The 22622-nt window shown below is 63.2% G+C and carries 25 protein-coding genes and 1 pseudogene; 16 read left to right on the top strand and 10 right to left on the bottom strand.

Annotation, left to right across the window (positions count from 1 at the left end):
- Positions 1 to 22 precede the first annotated feature (22 nt).
- Positions 23 to 1042 (bottom strand): P1 family peptidase, encoded by a 1020-nt coding sequence (locus tag NKJ81_RS19555; RefSeq protein ID WP_352541458.1) that lies wholly within the window; start codon positions 1040 to 1042, stop codon positions 23 to 25.
- A 14-nt stretch (positions 1043 to 1056) separates the two neighbouring features.
- Complete coding sequence (locus NKJ81_RS19550) at positions 1057 to 2130, bottom strand: branched-chain amino acid ABC transporter substrate-binding protein (protein WP_352541424.1); 1074 nt, start codon at positions 2128 to 2130, stop codon at positions 1057 to 1059.
- Positions 2131 to 2309: 179 nt separating this feature from the next.
- Between NKJ81_RS19550 and NKJ81_RS19545 the strand changes: the two genes are divergently transcribed.
- From NKJ81_RS19545 to NKJ81_RS19525, 6 genes and pseudogenes are all read left to right on the top strand, one after another.
- Positions 2310 to 2804 carry a flavin reductase gene (locus NKJ81_RS19545; RefSeq protein WP_352449411.1) on the top strand — a complete coding sequence of 165 codons (495 nt, stop codon included), beginning with the start codon at positions 2310 to 2312 and terminating at the stop codon, positions 2802 to 2804.
- Positions 2805 to 2837: 33 nt separating this feature from the next.
- Positions 2838 to 2966 (top strand): annotated as a pseudogene (locus NKJ81_RS32660) (AAA family ATPase); the annotation flags it as partial.
- A gap of 63 nt (positions 2967 to 3029) precedes the next feature.
- Complete coding sequence (locus tag NKJ81_RS19540) at positions 3030 to 3368, top strand: XdhC family protein (protein ID WP_352541423.1); 339 nt, start codon at positions 3030 to 3032, stop codon at positions 3366 to 3368.
- 6 nt (positions 3369 to 3374) lie between these two features.
- On the top strand, positions 3375 to 4079 hold the full coding sequence (locus tag NKJ81_RS19535) for an XdhC family protein (RefSeq protein WP_352449412.1): 705 nt from the start codon (positions 3375 to 3377) through the stop codon (positions 4077 to 4079).
- Entirely contained in the window at positions 4076 to 5686 is a 1611-nt protein-coding gene (locus NKJ81_RS19530; RefSeq protein WP_352541422.1) for an NTP transferase domain-containing protein, read from the top strand. The genes NKJ81_RS19535 and NKJ81_RS19530 overlap by 4 nt, the downstream gene beginning before the upstream one ends.
- Before the next feature lie 92 nt (positions 5687 to 5778).
- Complete coding sequence (locus NKJ81_RS19525; protein ID WP_352501599.1) at positions 5779 to 6636, top strand: alpha/beta hydrolase; 858 nt, start codon at positions 5779 to 5781, stop codon at positions 6634 to 6636.
- Here NKJ81_RS19525 and NKJ81_RS19520 read toward each other — a convergent pair.
- Positions 6633 to 7670, bottom strand: coding sequence for a DUF1176 domain-containing protein (locus tag NKJ81_RS19520; RefSeq protein ID WP_352501600.1), 1038 nt, complete (start codon positions 7668 to 7670; stop codon positions 6633 to 6635). The two genes, NKJ81_RS19525 and NKJ81_RS19520, sit on opposite strands and share 4 nt — an antisense overlap.
- A gap of 123 nt (positions 7671 to 7793) precedes the next feature.
- Between NKJ81_RS19520 and NKJ81_RS19515 the strand changes: the two genes are divergently transcribed.
- Entirely contained in the window at positions 7794 to 8300 is a 507-nt protein-coding gene (locus tag NKJ81_RS19515; protein WP_352541421.1) for a DUF1993 domain-containing protein, read from the top strand.
- A 45-nt stretch (positions 8301 to 8345) separates the two neighbouring features.
- On the opposite strand, the gene NKJ81_RS19510 is transcribed toward NKJ81_RS19515, so the two are convergent.
- Entirely contained in the window at positions 8346 to 8510 is a 165-nt protein-coding gene (locus tag NKJ81_RS19510) for a hypothetical protein (RefSeq protein ID WP_023674744.1), read from the bottom strand.
- 384 nt (positions 8511 to 8894) lie between these two features.
- On the opposite strand from NKJ81_RS19510, the gene NKJ81_RS19505 reads away from it, so the two are divergent.
- The gene (locus NKJ81_RS19505; RefSeq protein WP_352501601.1) at positions 8895 to 9962 is read left to right on the top strand and encodes an aldo/keto reductase; all 1068 of its coding nucleotides are present in this window, start codon (positions 8895 to 8897) and stop codon (positions 9960 to 9962) included.
- 48 nt (positions 9963 to 10010) lie between these two features.
- Positions 10011 to 11276, top strand: a complete 1266-nt coding sequence (locus NKJ81_RS19500; protein WP_352541420.1) for a cysteine desulfurase-like protein — start codon at positions 10011 to 10013, stop codon at positions 11274 to 11276.
- Between the two features lie 18 nt (positions 11277 to 11294).
- Here NKJ81_RS19500 and NKJ81_RS19495 read toward each other — a convergent pair whose 3' ends face one another.
- The 5 genes from NKJ81_RS19495 to NKJ81_RS19475 are packed head-to-tail and all read right to left on the bottom strand — an operon-like array spanning position 11295 to position 16794.
- Complete coding sequence (locus NKJ81_RS19495; RefSeq protein WP_352541419.1) at positions 11295 to 12326, bottom strand: histone deacetylase family protein; 1032 nt, start codon at positions 12324 to 12326, stop codon at positions 11295 to 11297.
- Entirely contained in the window at positions 12323 to 12835 is a 513-nt protein-coding gene (locus NKJ81_RS19490; protein WP_352501604.1) for a GNAT family N-acetyltransferase, read from the bottom strand. Before NKJ81_RS19490 ends, NKJ81_RS19495 begins: the two co-directional genes overlap by 4 nt.
- Before the next feature lie 9 nt (positions 12836 to 12844).
- Complete coding sequence (kce, locus tag NKJ81_RS19485) at positions 12845 to 13774, bottom strand: 3,5-dioxohexanoate:acetyl-CoA acetone transferase (RefSeq protein WP_352541418.1); 930 nt, start codon at positions 13772 to 13774, stop codon at positions 12845 to 12847.
- A gap of 10 nt (positions 13775 to 13784) precedes the next feature.
- Entirely contained in the window at positions 13785 to 15152 is a 1368-nt protein-coding gene (locus tag NKJ81_RS19480) for an aminotransferase family protein (protein ID WP_352541417.1), read from the bottom strand.
- Position 15153: 1 nt separating this feature from the next.
- Positions 15154 to 16794 (bottom strand): N,N-dimethylformamidase beta subunit family domain-containing protein, encoded by a 1641-nt coding sequence (locus NKJ81_RS19475; RefSeq protein WP_352541416.1) that lies wholly within the window; start codon positions 16792 to 16794, stop codon positions 15154 to 15156.
- A gap of 155 nt (positions 16795 to 16949) precedes the next feature.
- On the opposite strand from NKJ81_RS19475, the gene NKJ81_RS19470 reads away from it, so the two are divergent.
- From NKJ81_RS19470 to NKJ81_RS19450, 5 genes are all read left to right on the top strand, one after another.
- Positions 16950 to 17198, top strand: coding sequence for a ParB N-terminal domain-containing protein (locus tag NKJ81_RS19470; protein ID WP_023674751.1), 249 nt, complete (start codon positions 16950 to 16952; stop codon positions 17196 to 17198).
- Positions 17199 to 17319: 121 nt separating this feature from the next.
- Positions 17320 to 17805, top strand: coding sequence for an SRPBCC family protein (locus NKJ81_RS19465; protein ID WP_352541415.1), 486 nt, complete (start codon positions 17320 to 17322; stop codon positions 17803 to 17805).
- A 24-nt stretch (positions 17806 to 17829) separates the two neighbouring features.
- Positions 17830 to 18786: an alpha/beta fold hydrolase gene (locus NKJ81_RS19460; RefSeq protein WP_352541414.1), complete on the top strand. Its 957-nt coding sequence runs from the start codon at positions 17830 to 17832 to the stop codon at positions 18784 to 18786.
- A gap of 195 nt (positions 18787 to 18981) precedes the next feature.
- Entirely contained in the window at positions 18982 to 19380 is a 399-nt protein-coding gene (locus tag NKJ81_RS19455; protein WP_352541413.1) for a GFA family protein, read from the top strand.
- Positions 19381 to 19499: 119 nt separating this feature from the next.
- Positions 19500 to 19712, top strand: coding sequence for a hypothetical protein (locus NKJ81_RS19450; protein ID WP_352541412.1), 213 nt, complete (start codon positions 19500 to 19502; stop codon positions 19710 to 19712).
- Between the two features lie 13 nt (positions 19713 to 19725).
- On the opposite strand, the gene NKJ81_RS19445 is transcribed toward NKJ81_RS19450, so the two are convergent.
- Entirely contained in the window at positions 19726 to 20640 is a 915-nt protein-coding gene (locus NKJ81_RS19445) for a hypothetical protein (RefSeq protein WP_352541411.1), read from the bottom strand.
- 259 nt (positions 20641 to 20899) lie between these two features.
- On the opposite strand from NKJ81_RS19445, the gene NKJ81_RS19440 reads away from it, so the two are divergent.
- Both NKJ81_RS19440 and NKJ81_RS19435 read left to right on the top strand, forming a co-directional pair.
- A complete protein-coding gene (locus NKJ81_RS19440; protein ID WP_352541410.1) occupies positions 20900 to 21919 on the top strand; it encodes a glycoside hydrolase family 25 protein in 1020 nt (339 codons plus the stop codon).
- A 232-nt stretch (positions 21920 to 22151) separates the two neighbouring features.
- Positions 22152 to 22523, top strand: coding sequence for an endonuclease domain-containing protein (locus NKJ81_RS19435; RefSeq protein WP_352467292.1), 372 nt, complete (start codon positions 22152 to 22154; stop codon positions 22521 to 22523).
- Positions 22524 to 22622 lie beyond the last annotated feature (99 nt).

Below are 22622 nucleotides of genomic sequence, written 5' to 3'. Positions count from 1 at the left end.
CACCCGAATGAGCGTTGCGCGTTCAGCGCGACGACCAGACCGGGAACAGGTCGCCCTCGGCCGGCGTCGCGGCAAAGACGCCGCGGCTGATGGCGCGCGCCATCGTGGCGCCGGCCGCGGCGTAGAGATCGACGGCATCGTTGGGTGCGAGCTCGATGCCGCTCTTGCCCGTTGCCAGCGCGAAGACCAGATCGCCGTCTGCGGGCGTGTGCGTCGGCCAAATGGCACGGACAAAGCCGTCATGCGCCGATATCGCCAGGCGTTTGGCGGCGGCCTTCGTGAGTACCGCATCGGTGGCGATCACGGCGATGGTCGTGTTGGCGCCGGTTTCCGCCTGCTCTGCCGCATGCTTGTCACGGAACTTCAGCAGGACCTTTCTGGCATCGTCAGGCATCGGGTGGGGATAGCCTAACCCGCCGAACTCGTCGCCGATCTCGAACGGCGCCGCCCAGAAATGGCGGGTCCCGGCGACCGTCACCGAGCCGGTCGGGTTGACGGCGGCGAGCGCGCCGATGGTGACGCCGCTGTCCAGCACTGTCGAGGCCGAGCCGAGCCCGCCCTTCAGGCCGGAACTCAAAGCCCCGCTACCTGCGCCGGCAGTGCCGAGCGCAAAGTCTATCGCAGCGGCTTGCGCGGCTTCGTAGCCAAGGTCACGGTAAGGCGGATACCGGCCCCAATCCTTGTCGCCGCCATTGCGCAGGTCGAACAGGATCGCCGCCGGCACGATCGGCACGCGAAAGCCGCCGACCTCGACGCCGATGCCCCTTTCACGCAGTGCCGCCTGCACCCCCGACGCGGCGTCGAGGCCAAAAGCAGACCCGCCCGAAAGCACCAGGGCATGGATGGCGTGGATCGAATTGTGCGGCTCGAGCAGGTCGGTTTCGCGGGTGCCCGGCGCACCGCCCAGGATTTGCACGCCGGCCACGGCCGGTTCGTCGCAGATGACGGTGGTCACACCGGATTTCAGCTTGGCATTCGCCGCATTGCCGACACGCAGGCCGGCGACGTCGGTGATGAGATTGCGCGGACCCGTATGGAACATCCCTGTGCTGGACATCATTGGCTCTCCGCCGGCACGAAACGGCCGCCGTCGAAACGGAAGGCTCGATAAGAATTTTGCGTCAGGTCACCTTTTTCGTCAAAGCGGATCGGTCCGATCGCCGTGGTGAAGTCATGCGCGGTCAGCACGTTGGCCACCCTCTCGCCGGAGCTTTGCGTCAATGCTGAAGCCGACTTGGCGATCTCGACCGCGGCATAGGCGGGCAGCGTGTAACCTTCCGGCACGATGTTTTGTCCGGCAAAGCTCTGCAGCACCTTGGGGTCGGCGACATCGGCCCATTCGGGCGGCGCGATCATCAGCGTGCCGACGGCATAAGGCATGTCGCCGAGCGGCGCGCGCAACGCTTCGCCGCCGGCAAACACCATGCCGGTATTTAGCTGGCCAGCATCCCGGCCCATAATGGCGACATCATCGCCGTCGCCGCCGGCAAAGACATGCGTTGCGCCGGCTTTCCTAAGTCGGCCGATCAGGCCAATCTGGTTATCGAGCTGCGGCCGGAACGTGTCGACGAAAACCGGCTTCAGCGCCGCTTGCTCGGCGGCTGCCCGAAACGTCTCGGCCATTTCGCGGCCATAGATCGTGCCGTCGTCGACTATGGCGAACAGCTCGGTCTGCCATAGGCGGGTGAGGATGGCAGCGACGGCATTGCGCTCGTCGTCGCCGCGCGGCCCGAGACGATAGATCGGCCATCCGGTCTTGGCGCGCCGGTCGGTCAGGCTTTCCGTGCGAACGCCGACTGTGATCACCGGTATGCCGGCATCCTTGAGGATCGGCAGAGCCGCCTCGATTGCGTCGGTGCACAAAAACCCGACGACGACGTTGACCTTGGCCGCGGTGAATTCCCGCGCGGCGGCGGCGCCACCGTCGGCCGTGCAGGCGTCATCGATCGTCCTGATCTCGGTACCGTCAGCTTCAGCCGCCATTGTCGCGCCGGCCTCGATCTGTTTGCCGAGGATCGCCGACGGCCCCGACAAAGGAGCCGCGACGCCGACCAGCAGCGTCTCGGCGCTCGCACCACCGGCGACCGAGAGCCAGGCCAGCACCGCTATTGTGGTTGTCGAACGTCGCATGCGAGCGAAGAATTCCTCCACGCCGGTCGCGTGGTTGCCGGCGCCAATGCCGTCAAGACCTAAAGGCTGGCCAGCTTTGGCGCAACACGCGAATTCGGGATATGGGTCAAGCACTTCGCTTGTGGCCTGCAATATCCCCCCATATATAACGGTTGGTTCTGACTAATGGAAAATCATCGGTGCTGAAGAAGAATGACATCGGGCCGCAGGCCTACCGCGACGCGATGGCCCATTTTGCTGGCCATGTGCATGTAGTCACCACCGATGGCCCTGCCGGCAGGCGCGGCGCGACGGTGATCGCGGCCTGCTCGGTGTCGGACACGCCGCCAACCATCCTGGTTTGCCTCAATCGTGAAAATCCCAAGAACGAGCCGTTCGTGGAAAACGGCAAATTTGCCCTGAACACGCTGGCTTCGGATCAGGAGCCGCTGTCGATCGGCTTTTCCGGCATTACCGGCCTGCCGGTCGAGGAGCGTTTCGCGTTGGCCGAATGGGATGTGATCTCGACCGGTGCGCCGACGCTGAAGGGCGCGCTCGCCGTCTTCGACTGCGAACTGATCGACTCCAAGGATCTGGCCACCCACCGTGTGCTTTTTGGCCAAGTTACAGGTTTGCGCATCGGCGATAATTTGCGGCCGCTGATCTATCACAACCGCGGCTACCACGCTTTGTAGAGGCTTTCAGATGGCCGCGCCCGCGAAAACAGAATGACCGAGTTGAAAACCGCGTCCGACGCCGCGGACGGTCGACGAGACGCTCGATCTGTTAACCCGTGCGGATTATGTGCGGACCGGTCGCTGGCAACCGTGCTGTTTTTATGCGTTCGGTCGACGCGCGCCCGTGGATCGAGGCTGGCGTGAAGCGCGTCGCATAACCACATGTCTGCCAGGGAGAAAATCATGGAACGCACTATCTATCTCGATGAGGCCCGCGACCCGCTGATCATCGCGGAGGGCTGGATGAAGGACGGCAAGGATGTCGCCATTGCCACTGTGGTCGAGACCTGGGGCTCGGCGCCGCGCCCGGTCGGCAGCCACCTGGTCATCGACGCCGAAGGCAATTTCCACGGCTCAGTCTCTGGCGGCTGCGTCGAAGGCGCGGTGGTCACCGAGGCGGTCGATGTTATCGATAGCGGCAAGGCCAAAATGCTCGAATTCGGCGTCGCAGACGAGACCGCCTGGCAAGTCGGCCTGTCATGCGGCGGCCGCATCAAGGTCTATGTAGAAAGATTGGGTTGATCTCGAATGGATCCCTATGCGCTGAAGACACTCAACGCCGAACGCCGCGCCCGCCGCGCGGCAATCCTGGTCACCGATCTCGACGACGGCCGCGACCGTGTCGTGCGCGAGGGCGACCGGGTAGCCGGCGAACTCGGGGCGGCCATCGCCAAGGCATTTCGCACGGGCAATTCCGGTTCGGTCGAAGCTGAGGGACGGACCTTCTTCCTCAACGCACATCTGCCGCAGCCGCGCCTCGTGGTGATCGGCGCCGTCCACATCAGCCAGGCGCTGGCACCGATGGCCAGGATCGCCGGCTATCCTGTCGAGATCATCGATCCGCGCACGGCCTTTGCCACGCCCGATCGTTTTCCCGATATCGCGCTGCATGCCGAATGGCCAGAGGATGTGCTGACGCGTCAGCCGCTCGATAGCTATACGGCGCTGGCTGCTCTCACCCACGATCCGAAGATCGACGATTCCGCGCTGAAGGCGGCGCTCGACGCCGGCTGCTTTTATGTCGGCGCGCTCGGCAGCCGCAAGACCCACGCCAAACGTGTGGAACGCCTGCTGGCTTCGGGAGCGACCGCCGACCAGATCGCCCGCATTCATGCCCCGATCGGCCTCGACATCGGCGCCGCCAGCCCCGCCGAGATCGCCGTCGCGGTGTTGGCGCAAGCGATCCACGCCTTTCGCTCCCGCGGCCTCGAATCCAAAGGCGCGGTCGCGTGAAATTTGGTCCCGTTGCGATCGATGCGGCCGAAGGGGCAGTGCTGGCGCACGCCACCACAGCCGGAGAGCGCCGCTTCCGCAAGGCGCACAGGCTAAGCGCCGGGGATGTGTCCCTGTTGAAGGCCGCTGGCATTTCCGAGGTCGTAGCGGCGGTGTTGGCGCCCGATGATCTCAGCGAGGACGTCGCTGCCGAAAAGATCGCCGCATCCATGATCCATCGCAACATCGAGGCGAAGCCCGCCGCGACCGGCAGGGTCAACCTCCACGCGCAGGCTGCCGGCATGTTCACCGTCGACGCGGCGATGATCAACGCCATCAACGCCGTCGATCCGACGATCACCATCGCCACGCTCGCGCAGCATGCGCCGGTCGAAAAAGGTCAGATGGTAGCAACGGTGAAGATCATCCCATTTGCGGTCGCCTCCGCTTTGGTCGATGCCGTGGCAAGGATCTGCGCCGGCGGCGAGATATTTGCGGTCAACGCCTATCAGCCGGTGCGCGTCGGCGTCATCCAGACGGTGCTGCCCGGCATCAAACCCAGCGTGCTCGACAAGACGCTGCGCGTCACCGAAGCGCGCCTGGCGCGTTCGGGCGGCAGGCTGACGGCGGAGCGTCGAACCCTGCATGAAATTATCCCCGTCGCCGAGGCTGCGGCCTCGCTGATCCGCGACAACGATATGGTGGTTATCTTCGGCGCCTCGGCGATGGCCGATTTCGGCGACGTCGTTCCCGCTGCCATCGAAAAGGCAGGCGGCACTGTCATCCGCGCCGGCATGCCGGTCGATCCCGGCAATCTGCTGGTGCTAGGCACTCTAGGCGGCAAGCGCATCATCGGTGCGCCGGGCTGCGCCCGCAGTCCCAAGGAGAACGGCTTCGACTGGGTGCTTGACCGGCTGATCGCCGGTCTCGACGTGACCGCCAGGGATATTGCCGGCATGGGTGTCGGCGGGCTGTTGATGGAAATTCCGACGCGGCCGCAGCCGCGCGAGCCATTGCCGGCCAAAGCCGAACCAAAGGTCGAGATCGTGCTTCTGGCCGCCGGCCGCTCCAGCCGCATGGGCGGGCCGAACAAGCTCTTGGCGCTCTTCGATGGCAAGCCGCTGGTCCGTCGCACTGCCGAACGCGCGGTCGGTTCGAAAGCCGGGGCCACTATCGTCGTCACTGGCCACCAGCGCGAGCGCGTGCGCGATGCACTGTCTGGCCTCGATGTGACCTTCGCCGACAATCCGGATTTCGGCGAGGGTCTGTCTTCGTCGCTGAAGGCCGGCATCGCCAAGATTTCCGGCGACGCCGCCGGCGCCATGATTGTCCTCGGCGATATGCCCGGCGTCGCCTCGGCCGACCTCGACAGGCTGATTGAGGCGTTCCGCAGGTCCGAAGGCCGATCGGTGGTGCGGGCCTCGCACGACGGGCGGCGCGGCAATCCGGTGCTGCTGCCGCGTTCGCTGTTTGCCGCGATCGCTCACCTCGAAGGCGATACCGGCGCCCGCCATCTGGTCGAGGCCGAAGGGCTAGACGTCATCGATGTCGAGATCGGCGAAGGGGCAGCCGTCGACGTCGACACGCGCGAGGCGCTGGAAGGCGCCGGCGGCGTGCTGCAGGATTGACAAACCGAAGCCGAAAAACGCATGGCTGAGGGATGGCCTTTCGTTCCTGCTTCCGGTTCCGCTTGCCTCTCTTCGGCCTCCCGGCCCTGCTGATGGCGATTCTTTTGTCGCTCTCTTGTGCCGCCTACGCCAACGCTCTCGAACTCAAACCCTTCAAGGACGATCTGTTCGCCTACCCGGGCACGCTCTCGTCCGAGAGCAACGGCGCCTATACGGTTGTCGATTATCGTGAGCTGCGCGACATCAACGCTCGTGACGAAGTGCCTGAGCGTCGTGTACACGCGCAATACTCCGACACCGGCGTGCGTAAGGTGCAGCACGATCTCTTGCTGCCGACCGATGCAGGCGATGTCCGCCATATTGCCGTCGGCAAGACCGGGGGCGCCAGCATCATCGTGCTTTATCTGCACGGGCAGGGCGGCAGCCGCAAGCAGGGCATTGACGACTTCACCTTCGGCGGCAATTTCAACCGCATCAAGAACCTGATGGCCGGCAATGGCGGCCTCTATCTGTCGCCGGATTTTTCCGATTTCGGCGACACCGGTGCGACCCAGATCGCCGCGCTGATCAACCACTATGCCGAACAATCGCCGAGCGCAAAAATCTTCGTCGCCTGCGGCTCGATGGGCGGCTCAATATGCTGGAAGCTGGCCGCCCGCCATGACACCGGCGGGCGCATCGACGGGCTGCTGCTGCTCGGCTCGCTATGGGACGAGAGTTTCTTCTCAAGCCCCGCCTTCAAGCGTCGTGTGCCGGTCTTCTTCGGCCAGGGCAGCAAGGACCCGGTGTTTCCAATCGAGAAACAGGAAGCCTTCTTCCGATCGATTCTGGCCAAATCGAAAGCCTATCCGACCCGCTTCGTCCGCTTCGAGACCGGCACGCATGGCACCCCTATCCGCATGACCGACTGGCGCGGCACGCTCAATTGGATGTTGTCGAAGGCTCCCTAAGGCGCGGTATTGTAGTCGACGACCGTCTGCGGATTTTCCTCGCCGTCATAAGACGCGTCGACATCGTACTGGACCAGGGAAAAATCGCCGTTGCGAAACAGATAGGTCCCTGATGAAGAGGCATCGCCGATGCCACGCCATTTGTTGAAGCTGGTGATCGTCTTGGTCTCTTCGTCGTAATCGGAATTAGTTGCCCAGCCGGAGGTCTGGAAGCCAACTATGGTCATGCCCAGCAATTTGCCGTCGCTGTCATTGTTCTCGTAGCGGATGTCCATCTCAGGTTCGGCGAACTGCAATTGTCTCACGCCAAGCACGTCGTCGCTCATGTAATAGATCGAGTTTTCGTTGTAGGCCGCGGCCGAGCAGGCGAAATGGAAAAGCCGCGTTTCGCTTTCGGGATCACTGGCAGACGTATCCTTGCCCTTATAGTGGATCGAGAAAATGTCCGGCTCCTGCGCCAAAAGATCCTTGTCACACTGGTCGCCATAAGTCGCGGCAAACGCCTTTTTGGCTTGCTCAAGCGCTGCGTCCTTCTTCGGCGGCGGCCGTCCTTCGCCGCAGCTTGCCGGCACGGCATCCTCGAAATCGGCCTTTGAGGGTTTCAGCGCACCCTTATCGATGAAGATCGAGCGAAATGGCGGTTCCTGGATCGAGGCGTTGATCTGGCGCAGCGTATAGCAGCCGGCAAAGACATTTTCGCTGCCGTCCTTGGCCGTCGCCCGGATGGCGACCGGAACGCTATAGTAGATGCTGCCGGCAGCCCCGTCTTCGGATACGCCACCGGTTTTGACTTCGACCGTGTCCGTGCTGTCATAGCCTTTGACGAAGGAATTGAAATCCTTGGCCGGCTTGGTGTCGCCGAAATAATCCCAGGCGCGCGCGAATTCGTGCCGGCTGATGGCACTATAAAGTGACCGGATGACCGCTTCGGCATTCGACCTGTCGTCGATATAAGGCGCGTCTGCGGCGAGCGCCGATTGGCCGGCAATGGCAAGAGACACAAAAGCGGTCGCTGCAAAAAGGGCGCGTCTCATCGGGAACCTCCACTCGATGAAAAATCCTATCATATCGATTGCGGCGACGTGGTGACGCTTGAACAATCGCCTGCGAAGGCGCTACCTCTCGCCCTCGGCAGTCGGGCCGCGTGGAGATTTCTTGTGACCATATCAATGTATGAAGCATCCGTGCCGGTATTTTCGGCGAGGCTGAAGGCACTAGCCAATGTGCTGAACATTGCCGAGCAAAATGCGGCTGATCGCAAGATCGATCCGCAGGTGTATCTGACGGCGAGGTTGGCGCCGGACATGTTTGCCCTGACCAGGCAGGTACAGATTGCCACCGATCACGCCAAAGGCGCCCCGTCACGGCTTGCGGGACGCGAGGTGCCAAAATACGAGGACAATGAGGCGAACTTCGCTGATCTGCAGGCCCGCCTTACCAAGACGCTCGACTATCTCGCGACATTTTCGGCGGCCGAATTCGATGGTTCAGATGACAGGATAGTCGAACTGCGGCTTGCGGGACGCGAGGTTTCGATGCCGGGGATGCAGTATCTACTGCATGCCGCCATGCCCAATTTCTATTTCCACCTGACCACCGCCTACGACATCCTGCGCCACAACGGCGTGGCATTGGGCAAGTCGATCTTCCTCGGATCGCGTTGAGATCCGCTCGGGAGATTTCCGCCACGGCGGATATCTCACGGTTGTTTAGCGCAGGGACATTTCCCGGGCGATGCGCGGGAAATCGGCAGGCTTAACGCCGATATCGGCGCGATCGGCATTGCTCATCGAATGGAGCAGCGCCAGCGCCGCTCGATAGCGCAGCTGTTCCCGCGGACGCGGACGAGCGAACATTTCAGTGAAGAATCCCATGATTCAAGCCCCTTATTGAACCTCCAAGGCGGTCAATATAAGCAGATCATGACGATTGTGCAGTGCAGCATTCGCATGGCAGCCATGCTGCCCTGATCTTTTTTGACATAATTCGGCTGGTCCGGCGAAACTTCTGCGGCGCTTTGACCGTAGGCGTCTATGCCGGCACTTGGCCGGTTTTTTCCTCGCCATTCCTGGCGAACTTCCGGACTGCATGAAAATGCAGTCCGGCTTTTTATTAGCCGCAGGGATAAACCCTGTCCGCCGGCGTCCCGGGAAAGTCGTCTGACCTTCCATCCGTGGGCTTGGAAGCGGGCGACGCTTTCCTGTATGCTATTGCTTCCTCCTCGCGCAGCCGCGCAAAATTCCCGCCGGAGAAACTCCATGCACAAACGCCGTCTCGGCCAGACCGATCTTTTCGTGTCGCAAATCTGCCTCGGATCGATGACCTGGGGCCAGCAGAACACCGAGGCGGACGGTCACGCCCAGATGGATCTGGCGTTTGCTCGCGGCGTCAATTTCATCGACACCGCCGAACTCTATCCGATCCCGCCCAAGGCGGAGACACAAGGCCGTACCGAGACATTCATCGGCAATTGGATGAAGGCGAAGCGCAATCGCGACCAGGTGATCATCGCCTCGAAGGTAGTTGGTCGCACCGCCAACACTTGGTTTCGCGGCGACCGCCCGTCTAAGCTGGTGCGCGCCGATATCTTCGACGCTATCGATAAGTCACTCGCCAGGCTCAACACCGATTACATCGACCTCTATCAGATCCATTGGCCGGAACGCGACGTGCCGTGGGGCGCCAATCCGAACCGCATCGGCGCCGTACCGCGACGCTCCGATGCCGCCGGCGTGCCGGAAGGAGAGACGCCGATCGCCGAGACGCTTGCCGTATTTGATGAACTGGTGAAGGCCGGCAAGATCCGCCATTTCGGCCTGTCGAACGAGAATTCCTGGGGCGTCATGCGTTTCATCGCCGAAGCCGACAAGGGCCTCGGCCCGCGCGTCGCCTCGCTGCAGAACGCCTATAATTTCGTCAATCGCACCTTCGAGGTGAACCTTGCCGAAGTCTGCGAGCGCGAGCAGGTGTCGCTGCTTGCCTATTCGCCGCTGGCGCAAGGCTATTTGACCGGCAAATACGATCATGGCGCGCGGCCGCAGGGCTCGCGCTCGCAGTTGTTCAACCGCGGCCAGCGCTACGAGACTCCGAATGCTGCCGACGTGCAGCTCGAATACAACCGGTTGGCGCGCACCTTCGGCATGGAGCCGGCGCTGTTTGCCAATGCCTATGTCTCGAACCGGCCCTTGGTCACCTCGAACATCATCGGCGCCACCACCATTTCGCAACTCGAAATGGCGCTCTCTTCCGCCGACGTGGTCTGGACCGAGGACATGCAGAAAGCCGTTGATGCGATCCACCAGCGCGTCGGCAATCCGTGCCCTTGATGCGTCGGGACGCGGTTGTCCGATCGTCATAAGGAGAGGGGAACAGCCATGGACTTCTGGATCGACGCGGTGCGCGCGAAATTTCCGGCTTTGTCGCTGACCGACAAGGGCCGCCGGCGCATCTATCTCGACAATCCTGCCGGCACGCAGGTGCCGCAGTCGGTGGCCGACGCAGTATCGCGTTGCTTGCTGACCACGAATGCCAACCTCGGCGGCTTCTTCGACACCACCGTTGCAGCACAAGGCATCGGGGACGAGGCCCATCTGGCGATGGCGGATTTTCTCGGCGCTGCGAGCCCGCAGGAAATTATCATCGGTGCCAACATGACGACATTGACCTACCACATGTCGCGAACGCTCGGCCGCACGATGAAGCCCGGGGACGAGATCATCCTCACCCGCACGGACCATGAGGGCAACGTCTCGCCTTGGCTGCAACTGGCAGAAGACCTTGGCCTTGTCGTGCGCTGGCTGCCCTTCGACCAGCAGAGCTGGCAGATCGAAGAGGCGGCGCTCGCCGCGCTGCTTTCCGAGAGGACGCGGCTCGTCGCGCTCAACTACGCCAGCAATCTCACCGGGTCGATCAACCGGGTGAAGGCGTTGACCGGCATCGCCAGGCGGGCTGGTGCGTTGGTCTACGTCGATGCCGTCCAGTTCGCGCCGCATGGCCTGATCGACGTCCAAAACCTCGGCTGCGATTTCCTGATCTGCTCGGCTTACAAGTTCTTCGGCCCGCATATGGGGATTTTGTGGGGCAGGCTGGACGTTATCGATGCGCTTAAGCCGTATAAATGCCGTTGCTCGTCCAATGCCTTGCCGGAGCGCTTCGAGCTCGGCACGCCGCAAATTGAATTGATGGCCGGCCTGTCGGCGGCTGTCGATTATTTTGCCGAGTTGGGCGCGGCAGCCGGCGCGCAAGGATCGCGTCGGCTGAAAATCGCCAAGGCCTTCGAAGTTTCAATCGCTTACGAGAACCCGCTGGCGCAACAGCTGATCGACGGTCTGTCGGATATTGCCGGCCTGACCATCCACGGCATCACCGATCCGAAGCGGATCAATGAGCGTGTGCCGACGGTGTCGTTCACTGTCGAAGGCATCGTGCCGGAGACGATCGTGCGGCAGATGAATGCCGAAAACATCTTCCTGTGGTCCGGCCACAACTACGCCTGGGAGATCGTCCACCAGCTCGGCATTCCGGCCGAGCAGGGGGTGGTGCGCATCGGCATCGCTCATTACAACACTTCAGCCGAAATCGACGAGACGCTGGAGAGCGTGCACCGCGTTGTCGCCATGCTGAGGCAGGAACGATCCTGAGCGGCCCTCGCGGGCGGATCATCGCTTGTGGGCGCCGTCAAAACCGGTGAGGAAGGCGGTGAGATTGTCGCCGAGCTCGTCGCAGAGATAGCCGCCTTCCTGGACGATGACCGTTGGCAAGCCGAGCCCGGCGATCACCTCGCCAATGCGCGAAAAACCAGGCGTGCTCACCGACAGCCCGCCGAACGGATCACCTTCGAAGGCATCTAGCCCCAGCGCCACCACAAGCGCATCGGGCGAGAAGGTGTTGACGCGCTGGAACGATGCCTCCAGCGCTTCGAGGAACGCTGCATCGCCGGATTTGCGCGGCAGCGGCAGGTTGAGATTGTAGCCGAGGCCGGCGCCTTCGCCGCGCTCGTCGCCATAGCCCCAGAAAAACGGGTAGAAGCGCACCGGGTCGGCATGCAGCGACACGGTGAGCACGTCCGGCCGGGCATAGAAGATGCCTTGCGTGCCGTTGCCGTGGTGCAGGTCGACATCGAGGATCGCCACCCGCGCCGCCTGCTTGCGCAGAACCTGTGCAGCGACGGCCGAATTGTTGACGAAGCAGAAGCCGCCGGCGACATCGGCAAAGGCGTGATGGCCGGGCGGCCGGCACAGCGCATAGGCGGCCGGCGCTCCCGACATCACCGCCGCGGCCGTTTCAACCGCGCTCCAGGCGCTCCAAAGCGCGCTCTGCCACGTCTCGCCGGAGATCGGGCAGGCGGTGTCGGCCATGTGGTAGCCGGCCTGGCCGACCGCCGAGGCCGGATAGGAGCCGTTCCGCGCGATCGGATGGATATTGGGGATGACCTCGGCCGACGCGCCCTCGATGCGCTGCCAGCGCGCGAAGATATGCTGGAGAAAATAGAGATATTCCGGCGTATGCACCGCCGCAATCGGGCCGAGCCCGTGATCCCGCGGCCGTTCGATCGTGCAGCCGGCAGCCTTTGCGCCGGCCAACAATCGCTCGACCCGTTCCGGCTTTTCCGGATTGGGCTGCGGCGCGCCGCTCGAGAGGAACGCCTTCGGGTCGTGGCGCTTCTGTTCTTCGGCATAGAAGGCTTTCATGTTGGCTCCTCCGGTGCATCGGCAAAAGCGAAAAAGGCGTCGCCGACGATCTTCTGCACCTGCTCGTAGCTGGACCAGGCAATGCCCAATCGTTCGTAAAAAGCCTTGGCGGTCTCGTTGTCGGTATCGACGGACAGCCTGAGATAGGCGCCGCCGTTCTTCCGGCATTGCGCCGCGACTCGGCGCAGCAGGCGTTCGCCGATCCTGCGGCCACGAAAACGGTCCTCGACATAGAGGTCCTGCACATAGACGCCGGGCCGTCCCATCCATGTCGAGAAGATCGGGAAATACAGGCAAAGCCCGGCAAATTCGCCACCGATTTCGGCGATCAAGGTCGAGAAGGCAGGCTTTTCGCCAAAGCCATAGGTGCGGAGATCCTGAGCTGTCGAGGTGATCTCCTGATGTGCGCCGACATGCGCGCCGAGCCGCAGGAGCGCGGCGTGGATGGTTTCGACGTCCTCGACGGTCCCGGGCCGGATGACAATGTCTCTTGACGGTGGGTTGGTCACGGTCGCATCTCAGAACGCCACGCGGTCGCCGCCTTTGAGCGCCAGCATCTGCCGCGCCTCGGCCGGCGTCGCGACGTCCAGCGACAATCCGTCGAGCACGCCGCGGATGCGGCGCACCTGGTCGGCATTGGACTTGGCGAGCTGGCGCCCGTCGTAGAGGCTGTCCTCCAGCCCGACGCGGACATTGCCGCCCATCGCCGCCGCAATCGAGATCATCGGCATCTGGTGGCGTCCGGCGGCCAGCACCGAAAACCGGTAGCTGTCGCCGAACAGTTTGTCGGCGATGCGCTTCATATGGATCAGGTTTTCTGGATCTGCGCCGATGCCGCCAAGAATGCCCAAAACAAACTGGATGAATAAAGGTCCGGACACCAGTCCACGATCGCGAAAATGCGCCAGCGAATAGAGATGGCCGACATCGTAGCACTCGAATTCGAAGCGCGTGCCGCAACCACGCCCGAGCTTCTCGAGCACCGTCTCCATGTCGGCAAAGGTGTTCTTGAAGATCGTGTCATGGGTAGCCTCGAGCAGCTTCGGCTCCCATTCGTGCTGCCATTCGCGCGGCCGGTCGAGCATCGGGAACAGCGCGAAATTCATCGAGCCCATATTGAGCGAGCACATTTCGGGCTCGGCCCTGAGCGGGGCGGCCAACCGCTGGTCGAGCGTCATCAGCGACGATCCGCCAGTGGTGATGTTGATCACCGCATCGGTCGCCTGCTTGATGCGCGGCAGGAACTGCATGAACACCTCGGGGTCGGCGGTCGGCCGCCCGTCGCTGGGGTCGCGGGCGTGAAGATGCAGGATCGCGGCGCCGGCTTCGGCGGCGGCGATCGCGTCTGCGGCGATCTGGTCTGGCGTCACGGGCAGATGCGGCGACATCGACGGGGTGTGCACCGACCCGGTGATGGCGCAGGTGATGATGACTTTTCGCGACGCCATGGTTCGCCTCTCAGCCTTCGACCGGCAGGTCGAGCTCGCCGGCCAGCACCTCGAGCGAGTCGCCGATGATGGATATGATCTCGCCGATCTGCGCGGCGGTGACGATCATCGGCGGCGCGACCATGAAATTGTCGCCGTCGACGCCGCCCTTGACCTTGCGTCCGTAGATGATCAGGCCGCGCTCATAGGCGAGGTCGAGCAGGCGCTGGGTGGCCTTTTTCGCCGGCTCTATCGGCCTCAGCGTGTCCGGATCGGCGACCATTTCGGCACCGGTGAGCAGGCCCTTGCCGCGGATGTCGGCGATGAACGGAAACCGCTTCGCCAATCGCTTCAACTCGTCCATCAAAAGCTCGCCCATGTCAGCCGCATTGGCGATCAGGCCGAGACGGTCCATTTCGCCGAGTACGGCGAGCCCGGCGGCGCAGGCGAGCGGGTTGCCGGCGTAGGTGTGGCCGTGCTGAAAGCCGCCCGACGCGAGCAATGGCTGCACCAGCCGCATCGGTGCCGCCAGCGCGCCGAGCGGCGCGTAGCCAGAGCCCAGCCCCTTCGACAGCGCGACGATGTCGGGCTTGCAGTTCCAGTGGTCGCCGCCGAGGAATTTTCCGGTGCGGCCGGCACCGCTCATCACTTCGTCATGGATGAGCAGGATGCCGTAGCGATCGCAGATCTCGCGGATGCGCGGATAGTAGCTGTCGGGCGCCACCAGTGCTGCCGTGGCAGCGCCGCCGACTGGCTCCATGATGAAGGCGAGCACGCTCTGCGGTCCCTCGGCGAGGATCTTTTCCTCCAGCATGTCGGCGTAGCGGATGCCGCGCTGTTCCATCGAAAGATTGTCGCGGTCGCGCCAGGCGATGGGCGCCGGCACGGTCGGCATCATCTGCATCATCGGCACAAATGTTTCGGACAGCGCATCGTCGCCGGTAACGGCGAGCGCGCCGAGCGTGCCGCCATGATAGGAGGGAAAGCGCGAGATCACCTTCCAACGGCTGGGCTGGCCGGTGGCGACCGCCCATTGCCGCGCCAGCTTGATGCAGGATTCGGTCGCTTCCGAGCCGCCGGAGACAAAGAAGATGCGGTCCATGCCTTCAGGGAGTTTGGCCGCCAGCTGCCGCGCGAGCTCCTCTGCCGGTTCGTTCTCGAAATGCAGACGGTAGGCGAAGGTGGCGCGGTCCATCTGCCTTTTCATCGCGTCGAGCACGTTGCGATTGGAGTGGCCGATATTGGCAACCATCGGACCGCTCGATCCGTCGATGAAGCGGCGGCCATCCTGCGTCCACATGTAGATGCCTTCGGCGCGGTCGATCAGCGGCCGGCGCAGGCTGGATAGATAAAACAGATGCGAGGCTTCGCGAGTTTCCGGGGCAGGAGACTTCAACATGTCATGGCTTTCCAAGATAGCGGTCAAGGACATTTCTGGTGACGCGCTCGACAATCGCATCCTGCCTTAGCAGGCCGGCAACCCATTCGCAGCTTCCGGCGTGAAACACCTCGCCTTTGCCGCGCGGGAAATTGACGATCATGCCGTTGCCGCGTTTGACCTTGTCGAGGTTGGCATCGCTTGCCTCGCCGAACAGCGTCTCGGCGGTGAAGCGTCCGTCCTCGTCGCCGAGAAACTGGTCCTCGAACGCAATGTCGGCGCTTTCCTCGACCTGGCTCGCCATGCCGACCGCGAGCACCTGCAGGCCGTCCGGCGCACCGCTAGTGGTCGTGGGGTAGGGCAGGCCGCCGCGGATCTCGAAATCGAGCCCGTCGACCTCGTAGCCATAGACATGGCTGTCGGCGCCGAGCAGATCGCCATAGTAGATGCCGGTGCCGGCAAACGCCCAATGCTCCGGCCGGTAGACCGGAAAGCCGCGTACGCCGCGCGGCGCGCAGCCGCCCCAGCCGGCATAGACGCCTCTTGTCGCGTTGAGACCGAAGGTCGCGGCACCCGGCCGGCCGATTTCCGGCGCTTCCCAGGAATTGGTGGCGCGCCTTATATCGCCGCCGCGATAGGCCGGGTCTTCGGCGCGAGCGCAGTATTTGTAGCAGACCTGCCGGCGGCCTTCGTCCTCCAGCCTGGTCTGCCACATGAAATTGCCGGCAAAGCGCGCCGCATGACCGCCGCGCTCGACATAGGTGTCGACCGCATCGCGCATTTCCCAGGTCCAATATTCGTCGTGGCCGACCAGGACGACGCAGTCATAGCCGTCGAGAATGTCGGGCGAAAAATGCAGATCGTGCTGGCTGGCGAGATCGACGGCGTAGCCGGCACGCTCGGCGAAGCGGAAGAAATGGCTGTCGTAGCTTGCCCAGCCGGACGAGGCGTATTTCTTCGAATGGCCGGTAGCAAAGGCCCATTCCATGTGCGGATAGCGCGGCACGGTTTTTGGCGGCACGGCGACTTCGAGCGGCACGCGCGGCGCGTCCCTGGGCAGCACGACGAAGCCGCGGCACCACGGCCGTTGGGTCGACACCATTCGTGCAAACTGGTCGCGGGCCGGCCCGGTGATGCCTTCGTAATGGTTGGAACCGCCCCATGTGTTGTAGGCGAGCCAGGTGCCGGTGGCCGCGACCTGCAGCACGCGGCCGGGTTTCTTGCCGGGCTGCGGCGAGACGATAAAAAGGTGATGACAGCGGATCGGCTTGCCGTCGCGAGCGTCCGCTTCAAGCGTGACGCGATAGGCGCCGGACGGCCAGTCGTCGCCGATGCGAAACTCGAACGACGCTTGCCAGCCGCAGCCTTCGACCGAACATTGGTCCGGCGTATCTTGCCAGCGCGCCGCGATTCCGGTCCCTTCGAACATTGTCGTTTCCGCGCCGCCGTCGCGGATGATCGCGATGCCGAAACTGACGGCCGTCGAACTGACATGCAGTGCCACCATCTCGCCAGGACGGTAGGAAAAACGGTCGCTGTAGCACCAGATTTCGCCGCGCCCGCCATCCATCCCCGGCCATTCCCAGTAATGGCTGCGCACCGCCTGGCCTCGCTGCTCCGGCGTCAGTCCGAAATCGGGAAACTCGGTCGGCAGGTGGTTCATGGACACCGCTAAGGTCGAAGGCCGCCATTTCGGCCATCCGCCGGCCAAGCGTCAATTGGAAACGATCGGGCCAGCCATTGCCGGGCGCTCCCTTGGCGTTGCCGGACAAACAGACTATCTCACAAAACGCGGCCTTGTCCGCCACGGGAGCCGACATGCTGAGAGTGCAAAAGGTCAGGGTCAACGATATCTACGTGCCGACGGCGCGCAAAAAGACGCTGCATCCCGAGACCGTCCGCCATCTGGCCGAGGACATTCTGGAAAACGGCATGAAGATGCCGATCCAAGTGCGCCATGACGGCAAGCGCCATATCCTGGTCGAAGGGTTGCATCGGCTGGAAGCGGCCAAGTGGCTCGGCGAGACCGAGATCGACGCCTATCTGGTGCAAGCCAAGCGCCACTGAAGCCACTTATTTCCGTCGTTCGAATCTCCTGTCCCGCGGATTTTTTCGCGGGCCGTGTCGGCTTGCGTCGTGTCGGTTCGTCCTAGACACGGAAGCCAAAACCGACGTGTGAGGAAACACCATGACCACCAAGCTCGACATCGCCCCCAACTCCGACCGCGAGCTGGTTCTCGCGCGCATCATCGATGCGCCGCACGAGAACGTCTATCGCTGCTGGACCGAGCCAAAGCTGTTGACGCAATGGTTCTCGCCGAAGCCGTGGATGACGCCGCGCGCCGAATTGGATGTGCGGACCGGTGGCTCCACCCTTGTCGTCATGGCCGATCCCGACGGCAAGGAGTTCCCGAATCCAGGCATCTTCCTCGAAGTCGTACCGGGCAAAAAGCTCGTCTTCACCGATGCCTATACGAAGGCGTGGGAGCCGTCCGAAAAGCCGTTCATGACGGTCGTGCTGACCTTTGAGGACGAGGGCGAGGGTAAGACCCGCTACATTGCCCGCGTCGCGCATTGGTCGGTCGCCGACCGTGAACAGCACGAGAAAATGGGTTTTCACGAGGGCTGGGGCCAGTGCGCCGAACAGCTTGAGGAGGTCGCAAAGCGACTTTGATGCAAACGGGAGAGGGAGACTGACGTGTCCAGATCGGTATTTTTCGCCATACTCGCCTCGGCCGCCGCGCTATTTGCCGCACCGGGCACCATCAACGCAGAGGAGGCCAAGCCCGCCATGACGACCGCAACCGCAACACTGCCGACGCCGGAAAAATCCGGCCTGCTGCCGATCAACGGCCTGAACTATTATTACGCCGTCTACGGCAAGGGCGAGCCGCTGCTTCTGCTGCATGGCGGTCTCGGCACGACCGACATGTTCGCGCCGATCCTGCCGAAGCTTACCGAGAACCGCACCGTCATCGGCGTTGACCTGCAGGGCCATGGCCGCACCGCACTCGGCGACCGGCCGCTCAGCCTGGAGGCGATGGGCGACGACATGGCGGCGATCGTCAAGGCGCTCGGCTACGACAAGGTCGACGTGATGGGTTATTCGCTGGGTGGCGGCGTCGCCTTCCGCATGGCCGTCCAGCAGCCTGAAGCGGTGCGCCGCCTGGTGCTGGTCTCGACCGGCTATGCCGCGGACGGCTTCTATGCCGAGATGCGTGGCGAGCAGGCACAGGTCGGCGCGGCGATGGCCGACATGATGAAGGACACGCCGATGTACAAATCCTACGTCGCGGTTGCGCCGCATCCTGAGGATTTTCCGAAACTGCTCGATCAACTTGGCGCCTGTATGCGCAAGGACTACGATTATTCCGCCGACGTGCCGGAGCTGAAAATGCCGGTCATGCTGGTGTTCGGCGACAGCGACATGTACCGGCCCGAGCACGAGATCAAGTTCTACCAGATGCTTGGCGGCGGGTTGAAGGACGCCGGCTGGATGCGCGAGAACCTGTCGCAAAACCGCCTGGCGATCCTGCCGAACCGCACCCACTACGACGTGTTCTTCGCGCCGGAACTGACAGCTGCCACGCTGCCGTTCCTCAATGGCGAGACCAAGGTCAAGACCTGGGATGAGGTCGTCAACCAAACGAACTGACGCCCGGTTAATTGTCTGCCGGCCGTCTCCTGCGCGATGGCCGGCATTTCGTTGATGAGGCCTTGGCGCGGCGCATCTAGCCGATCGCCCATCGGCCGGATCACAGCTTTGGATGGCGCCATCAAAGCTTTTCAATTGACGCCGCCACGCCTATCGATAGGTATCGCCTATCCTCGCAGGGAAGGGACACGGGCGATGGCAAGATATCAGGGCGGGTGTTTGTGCGGTGCGGTGCGCTACCGTGCCGAGGCGGCACCGATCAATGAGCGCGTCTGCCATTGCCGGCTCTGCCAGAAGGCACTGGGTGCCGCCTTCAACGCGCGCGTGCTGTTCCGCATCGACGATGTGACGGTCGACGGACCGCTGGCGACGGTGAATTCATCGCCCGATCTCAAGCGCGGCTTTTGTCCCCGCTGCGGCACGACGATGTTTTCCCGACGCGATTCCGGCGGCATCATCGGCATCACCACCGGCTCCCTCGATGATCCATCGGTGTTCAGGCCTGAGATGCATATCTGGACCGCCTCGAAGCAGCCCTGGGTGCAGATCGATGACGGCCTGCCGCAATATGAAGGCGCGCCACCTCCGGCTTGAGGTGAAATCTGGACAAAAATTTAATCCGAAGCGACACGAGATAGCCGGCAAAGCGTCATTGGCGGGCCATCATTGCTGCCTATCTATTGCGTGCGGGCGGCAGTCGAGGAGGCGACGGAATGAACGACAGCATCAACACCCTGGACGAGCTCTTGAGCGATCCGATGATCAAGCTGGTGATGGAGCGCGACCGCGTGCAGCCGGCAGAACTTCGTACGCTGCTCGAGGAAAAGGTCCGCCGGGCGGACGATGATGTGGCGGTCAACGATCGTTTTGTACCGCCGGCCCACCTGATGGCCACGACCTGCCACAAGCTGTGGTTGTGCAGCTAGGGTCTTGAAGCGGTCAGCCGGAATTTGCCGGCAAATAGCTGTAATGGCTGCGGAAATAGGCAAGCTTGAAGCCGAGGCGCGCATAGTTGCGATACGCCGGCCCGTCGCGTTCGGCGCGCGGCGCCTCGATGTCGGCCACGAACGGTTTTGCACCGGCCGCAAGTCCGTCGCGCACCATCGCTTCGCCAAGCATTGCATCGAGGTCGAAGCTCGGCGCCATGATGCCGGGAACCGGCGCGTCGATGCCGCTCCAGGCCATGCCGTCGACACCGATGAACATCGAGCGCACCGCCGCCACCGCGCCGTCCCGCCGCAGCATGTAATGATGCCAGCCGCGTCGGCCGGCCAGCGCCAGCAACCACGGTGAGGTCGGCAACCGATATTGGCTGTCGATGAACCCAGCCCATTCCCTTGCCGTTGCCGGCGTCACCCGCTCGACCGAGACATTCTTCTTCGGGAAAAGCGGCTCCGTTGGCAATGGGGCGGCGTCGCGAAAGATGCGTTCCCACCCGCCCTGACGCTGCAGGCCGCGCGCCTCGAGCCAGCAGCTGAGCGTCGCCGGCTCGGTATGTGGATTGGTGTAGAACCAGGGCCTCAGAATACCGGCCTCGCGATAATGCGCCAGAAGCGCGTCAAGCCGGCTCTCGGTGGCTGCGCTATCGACACCGAAATTCTTGACGCAGTTGAAATGGATGAACGGGATCGTCGTGCAGGTGGTCCAGACGAGATCGCCATCTTCGGCGATGGCAAGGCCTTGCCTTGCGGCAAAGTCTGCCGGGGCGGCGCGATAGAGATCGAGCCAGGCATCGACCTCGGCGCGTTCGATGACGCGGCTGAGATCGCCAGATATCTCGTCGATCCCGATGGCGGGCGAGTGTGGCTCGGGCGGGGCTACGGGCTGCAATTCTGACAAGGCGGCGGGCTGCATGACTTCCTCCCAAGTATGGCCTTACACCGTAAGATTAGTGGAGACTAATCTCATGCCGTGAGTTGTCAAGCGGGATTGCGAGGCAGCCAGGTGGCCGAACGCTGGGGGATAGCGCACCTCCGTCCGGGCCAACGTCCCGATGCAAAGCCCTAACAATTCGATTCAAACTTTGTTGGTAGTTTCTTGTTAGGAATCCAGCTTGGTTTGTCCGGCGGCGTTGTCCTGCCTACGGTCTGTTGTGTTTTGCGTACAGGTCCAGATGCGGTTATCAGGCGTCGTCATCTTCTCGATCGCAGCGCTGTGCCTTGCCGGCTGCACGTCGACCTCCGGCGTCGATGCGCTGCAAGTGCCGTCCAGTGAGACCACCAGCTCGGTTGTGCGGCCACCCGCGCCGGTGGCATCCGTGGCGAAAACTGATGCTGCGCCAGCCTTCGCGGAACAGGAGCAGGACGAACAACAGGTCGCGATGGACGTACCCGACCAAAGCATCGATCCGCCGGCCGAGGTGATCGCGCTGATGGCGCCGCCGAAGCGGCTGACACGCGCAGCACCGGCGATGCTTGCCGAGCCGGTCACGCGCTATGGTTTTCGCGACGCCAAGCCGATCAATTTCGGTAAATCCTCCTCGCCGAGGCGCCTTGCCGTCCACGGCGTCGACGTTTCGCGCTGGCAGGGCAATGTGAACTGGCAAAAGCTGCGCGCCCAGGGCGCCAACTTCGCCTACATCAAGGCCACCGACGGCGGCGATCATCTCGACCCGATGTTTACCAGGAACTGGCGCAATGCCGACGCTGCCGGCCTGAAGCGCGGCGCCTACCACTTCTTCTACTGGTGCCGCACCGCCGGCGAGCAGGCCGACTGGTTCATCCGCAACGTGCCGAGGGTCGAGGGCGCGCTGCCGCCGGTGATCGACGTCGAGTGGAACGGCGAATCCAGCTGCAAGCGCCGCCCGTCGCGGCAAAAGGTGCTGGAGAAGATGCAGGTGTTCATGGACATGCTCGAGCGCTACTACGGCCAGCGCCCGATCATCTACACCGCGCCTGACTTCTACCGTGACAATCTCAGGGGCGCCTTCCCCGATTATCCATTCTGGCTGCGCGCTGTGGCGGCGCACCCATCAAAGGTCTATCCCGACCGCAAATGGCTGTTCTGGCAATATTCCGGCTCCGGCCTGTCGCACGGGGTAAGGGGTCGCATAGACCTCAACGTCTTCCACGGCGATGAGAAGGCGTGGCGCGACTGGGTTGGTGGAAGGCAGATGGTGGCCGAGGCGGAGTAGCGCGGCAGCTTCTTCCTTCTCCCCATGTGGGAGAAGGTGGATTGGCGCGCAGCGCCGAGCCGGATGAGGGGTGTTGGACGGATCGCCGTCGGTGCCAAGCTGGAACACCCCTCATCCGACCTCGCTTCGCGAGGCCACCTTCTCCCACAAGGGGAGAAGGGATAGCGCTCGGTTTTCCACACTTGGTCTCAAATTCCTTGGACGTCATGCCCAGATTGGATACCCTCGTCCCATGCCGCACCAGCCCGTCGCGCCGACCAAGCGTCGTTTCGCCCGCTCTATGCGACGCGAGCCGACCGAGGCGGAAGACCGCCTGTGGCATGAGCTGCGCGGACGCAAGCTCGACAGCATCAAATTCCGGCGTCAGGTCCCGGTCGGCCGGTTCATCGCCGATTTCGTTTGCGCCGAGGGCAGGCTGATTGTCGAGATCGACGGCAGCCAGCACGCGGATTCGGGCTATGATCGGGAGCGGGATGCCGAATTGAAGGCGAGGGGCTTTCGCGTGCTGCGCTTCTGGAACGATGACGTGCTGCGGGATCTGAACGCCGTCTGCGATACCATCATCGCCTACGTACGGGACGAGAGTTTGCAGCCTTGGCGGTAGCGCGCTCTTCCCTTCTCCCCCTGTGGGAGAAGGTGGCTCGGCGCGGAGCGCCGAGACGGTTGAGGGGTGTTGGACGGAGCGCCGCCGGTGCCAAGCTGG

The sequence above is a fragment of the Mesorhizobium sp. M0018 genome, from assembly GCF_040323955.1.
Classification (GTDB): Bacteria; Pseudomonadota; Alphaproteobacteria; order Rhizobiales; family Rhizobiaceae; genus Mesorhizobium.
The sequence above is the reverse complement of the archived record's forward strand: the minus strand, read 5'-3'. Positions and strand labels throughout refer to the sequence as shown.

Bases quoted from the DNA above. Each gene is read 5' to 3' on its own strand.
- NKJ81_RS19510 (WP_023674744.1), bottom strand. From the start codon at position 8,510: ATGGGATTCTTCACTGAAATGTTCGCTCGTCCGCGTCCGCGGGAACAG.
- NKJ81_RS19520 (WP_352501600.1), bottom strand. From the start codon at position 7,670: ATGAGACGCGCCCTTTTTGCAGCGACCGCTTTTGTGTCTCTTGCCATT.
- NKJ81_RS19470 (WP_023674751.1), top strand. From the start codon at position 16,950: ATGCTGAGAGTGCAAAAGGTCAGGGTCAACGATATCTACGTGCCGACG.
- NKJ81_RS19435 (WP_352467292.1), top strand. From the start codon at position 22,152: ATGCCGCACCAGCCCGTCGCGCCGACCAAGCGTCGTTTCGCCCGCTCT.
- NKJ81_RS19465 (WP_352541415.1), top strand. From the start codon at position 17,320: ATGACCACCAAGCTCGACATCGCCCCCAACTCCGACCGCGAGCTGGTT.
- NKJ81_RS19455 (WP_352541413.1), top strand. From the start codon at position 18,982: ATGGCAAGATATCAGGGCGGGTGTTTGTGCGGTGCGGTGCGCTACCGT.
- NKJ81_RS19480 (WP_352541417.1), bottom strand. From the start codon at position 15,152: ATGTTGAAGTCTCCTGCCCCGGAAACTCGCGAAGCCTCGCATCTGTTT.
- NKJ81_RS19555 (WP_352541458.1), bottom strand. From the start codon at position 1,042: ATGTTCCATACGGGTCCGCGCAATCTCATCACCGACGTCGCCGGCCTG.
- NKJ81_RS19550 (WP_352541424.1), bottom strand. From the start codon at position 2,130: ATGCGACGTTCGACAACCACAATAGCGGTGCTGGCCTGGCTCTCGGTC.
- NKJ81_RS19450 (WP_352541412.1), top strand. From the start codon at position 19,500: ATGAACGACAGCATCAACACCCTGGACGAGCTCTTGAGCGATCCGATG.
- NKJ81_RS19505 (WP_352501601.1), top strand. From the start codon at position 8,895: ATGCACAAACGCCGTCTCGGCCAGACCGATCTTTTCGTGTCGCAAATC.
- NKJ81_RS19540 (WP_352541423.1), top strand. From the start codon at position 3,030: ATGGAACGCACTATCTATCTCGATGAGGCCCGCGACCCGCTGATCATC.
- NKJ81_RS19495 (WP_352541419.1), bottom strand. From the start codon at position 12,326: ATGAAAGCCTTCTATGCCGAAGAACAGAAGCGCCACGACCCGAAGGCG.
- NKJ81_RS19440 (WP_352541410.1), top strand. From the start codon at position 20,900: ATGCGGTTATCAGGCGTCGTCATCTTCTCGATCGCAGCGCTGTGCCTT.
- NKJ81_RS19445 (WP_352541411.1), bottom strand. From the start codon at position 20,640: ATGCAGCCCGCCGCCTTGTCAGAATTGCAGCCCGTAGCCCCGCCCGAG.
- NKJ81_RS19525 (WP_352501599.1), top strand. From the start codon at position 5,779: ATGGCGATTCTTTTGTCGCTCTCTTGTGCCGCCTACGCCAACGCTCTC.
- NKJ81_RS19475 (WP_352541416.1), bottom strand. From the start codon at position 16,794: ATGAACCACCTGCCGACCGAGTTTCCCGATTTCGGACTGACGCCGGAG.
- NKJ81_RS19535 (WP_352449412.1), top strand. From the start codon at position 3,375: ATGGATCCCTATGCGCTGAAGACACTCAACGCCGAACGCCGCGCCCGC.
- kce (WP_352541418.1), bottom strand. From the start codon at position 13,774: ATGGCGTCGCGAAAAGTCATCATCACCTGCGCCATCACCGGGTCGGTG.
- NKJ81_RS19500 (WP_352541420.1), top strand. From the start codon at position 10,011: ATGGACTTCTGGATCGACGCGGTGCGCGCGAAATTTCCGGCTTTGTCG.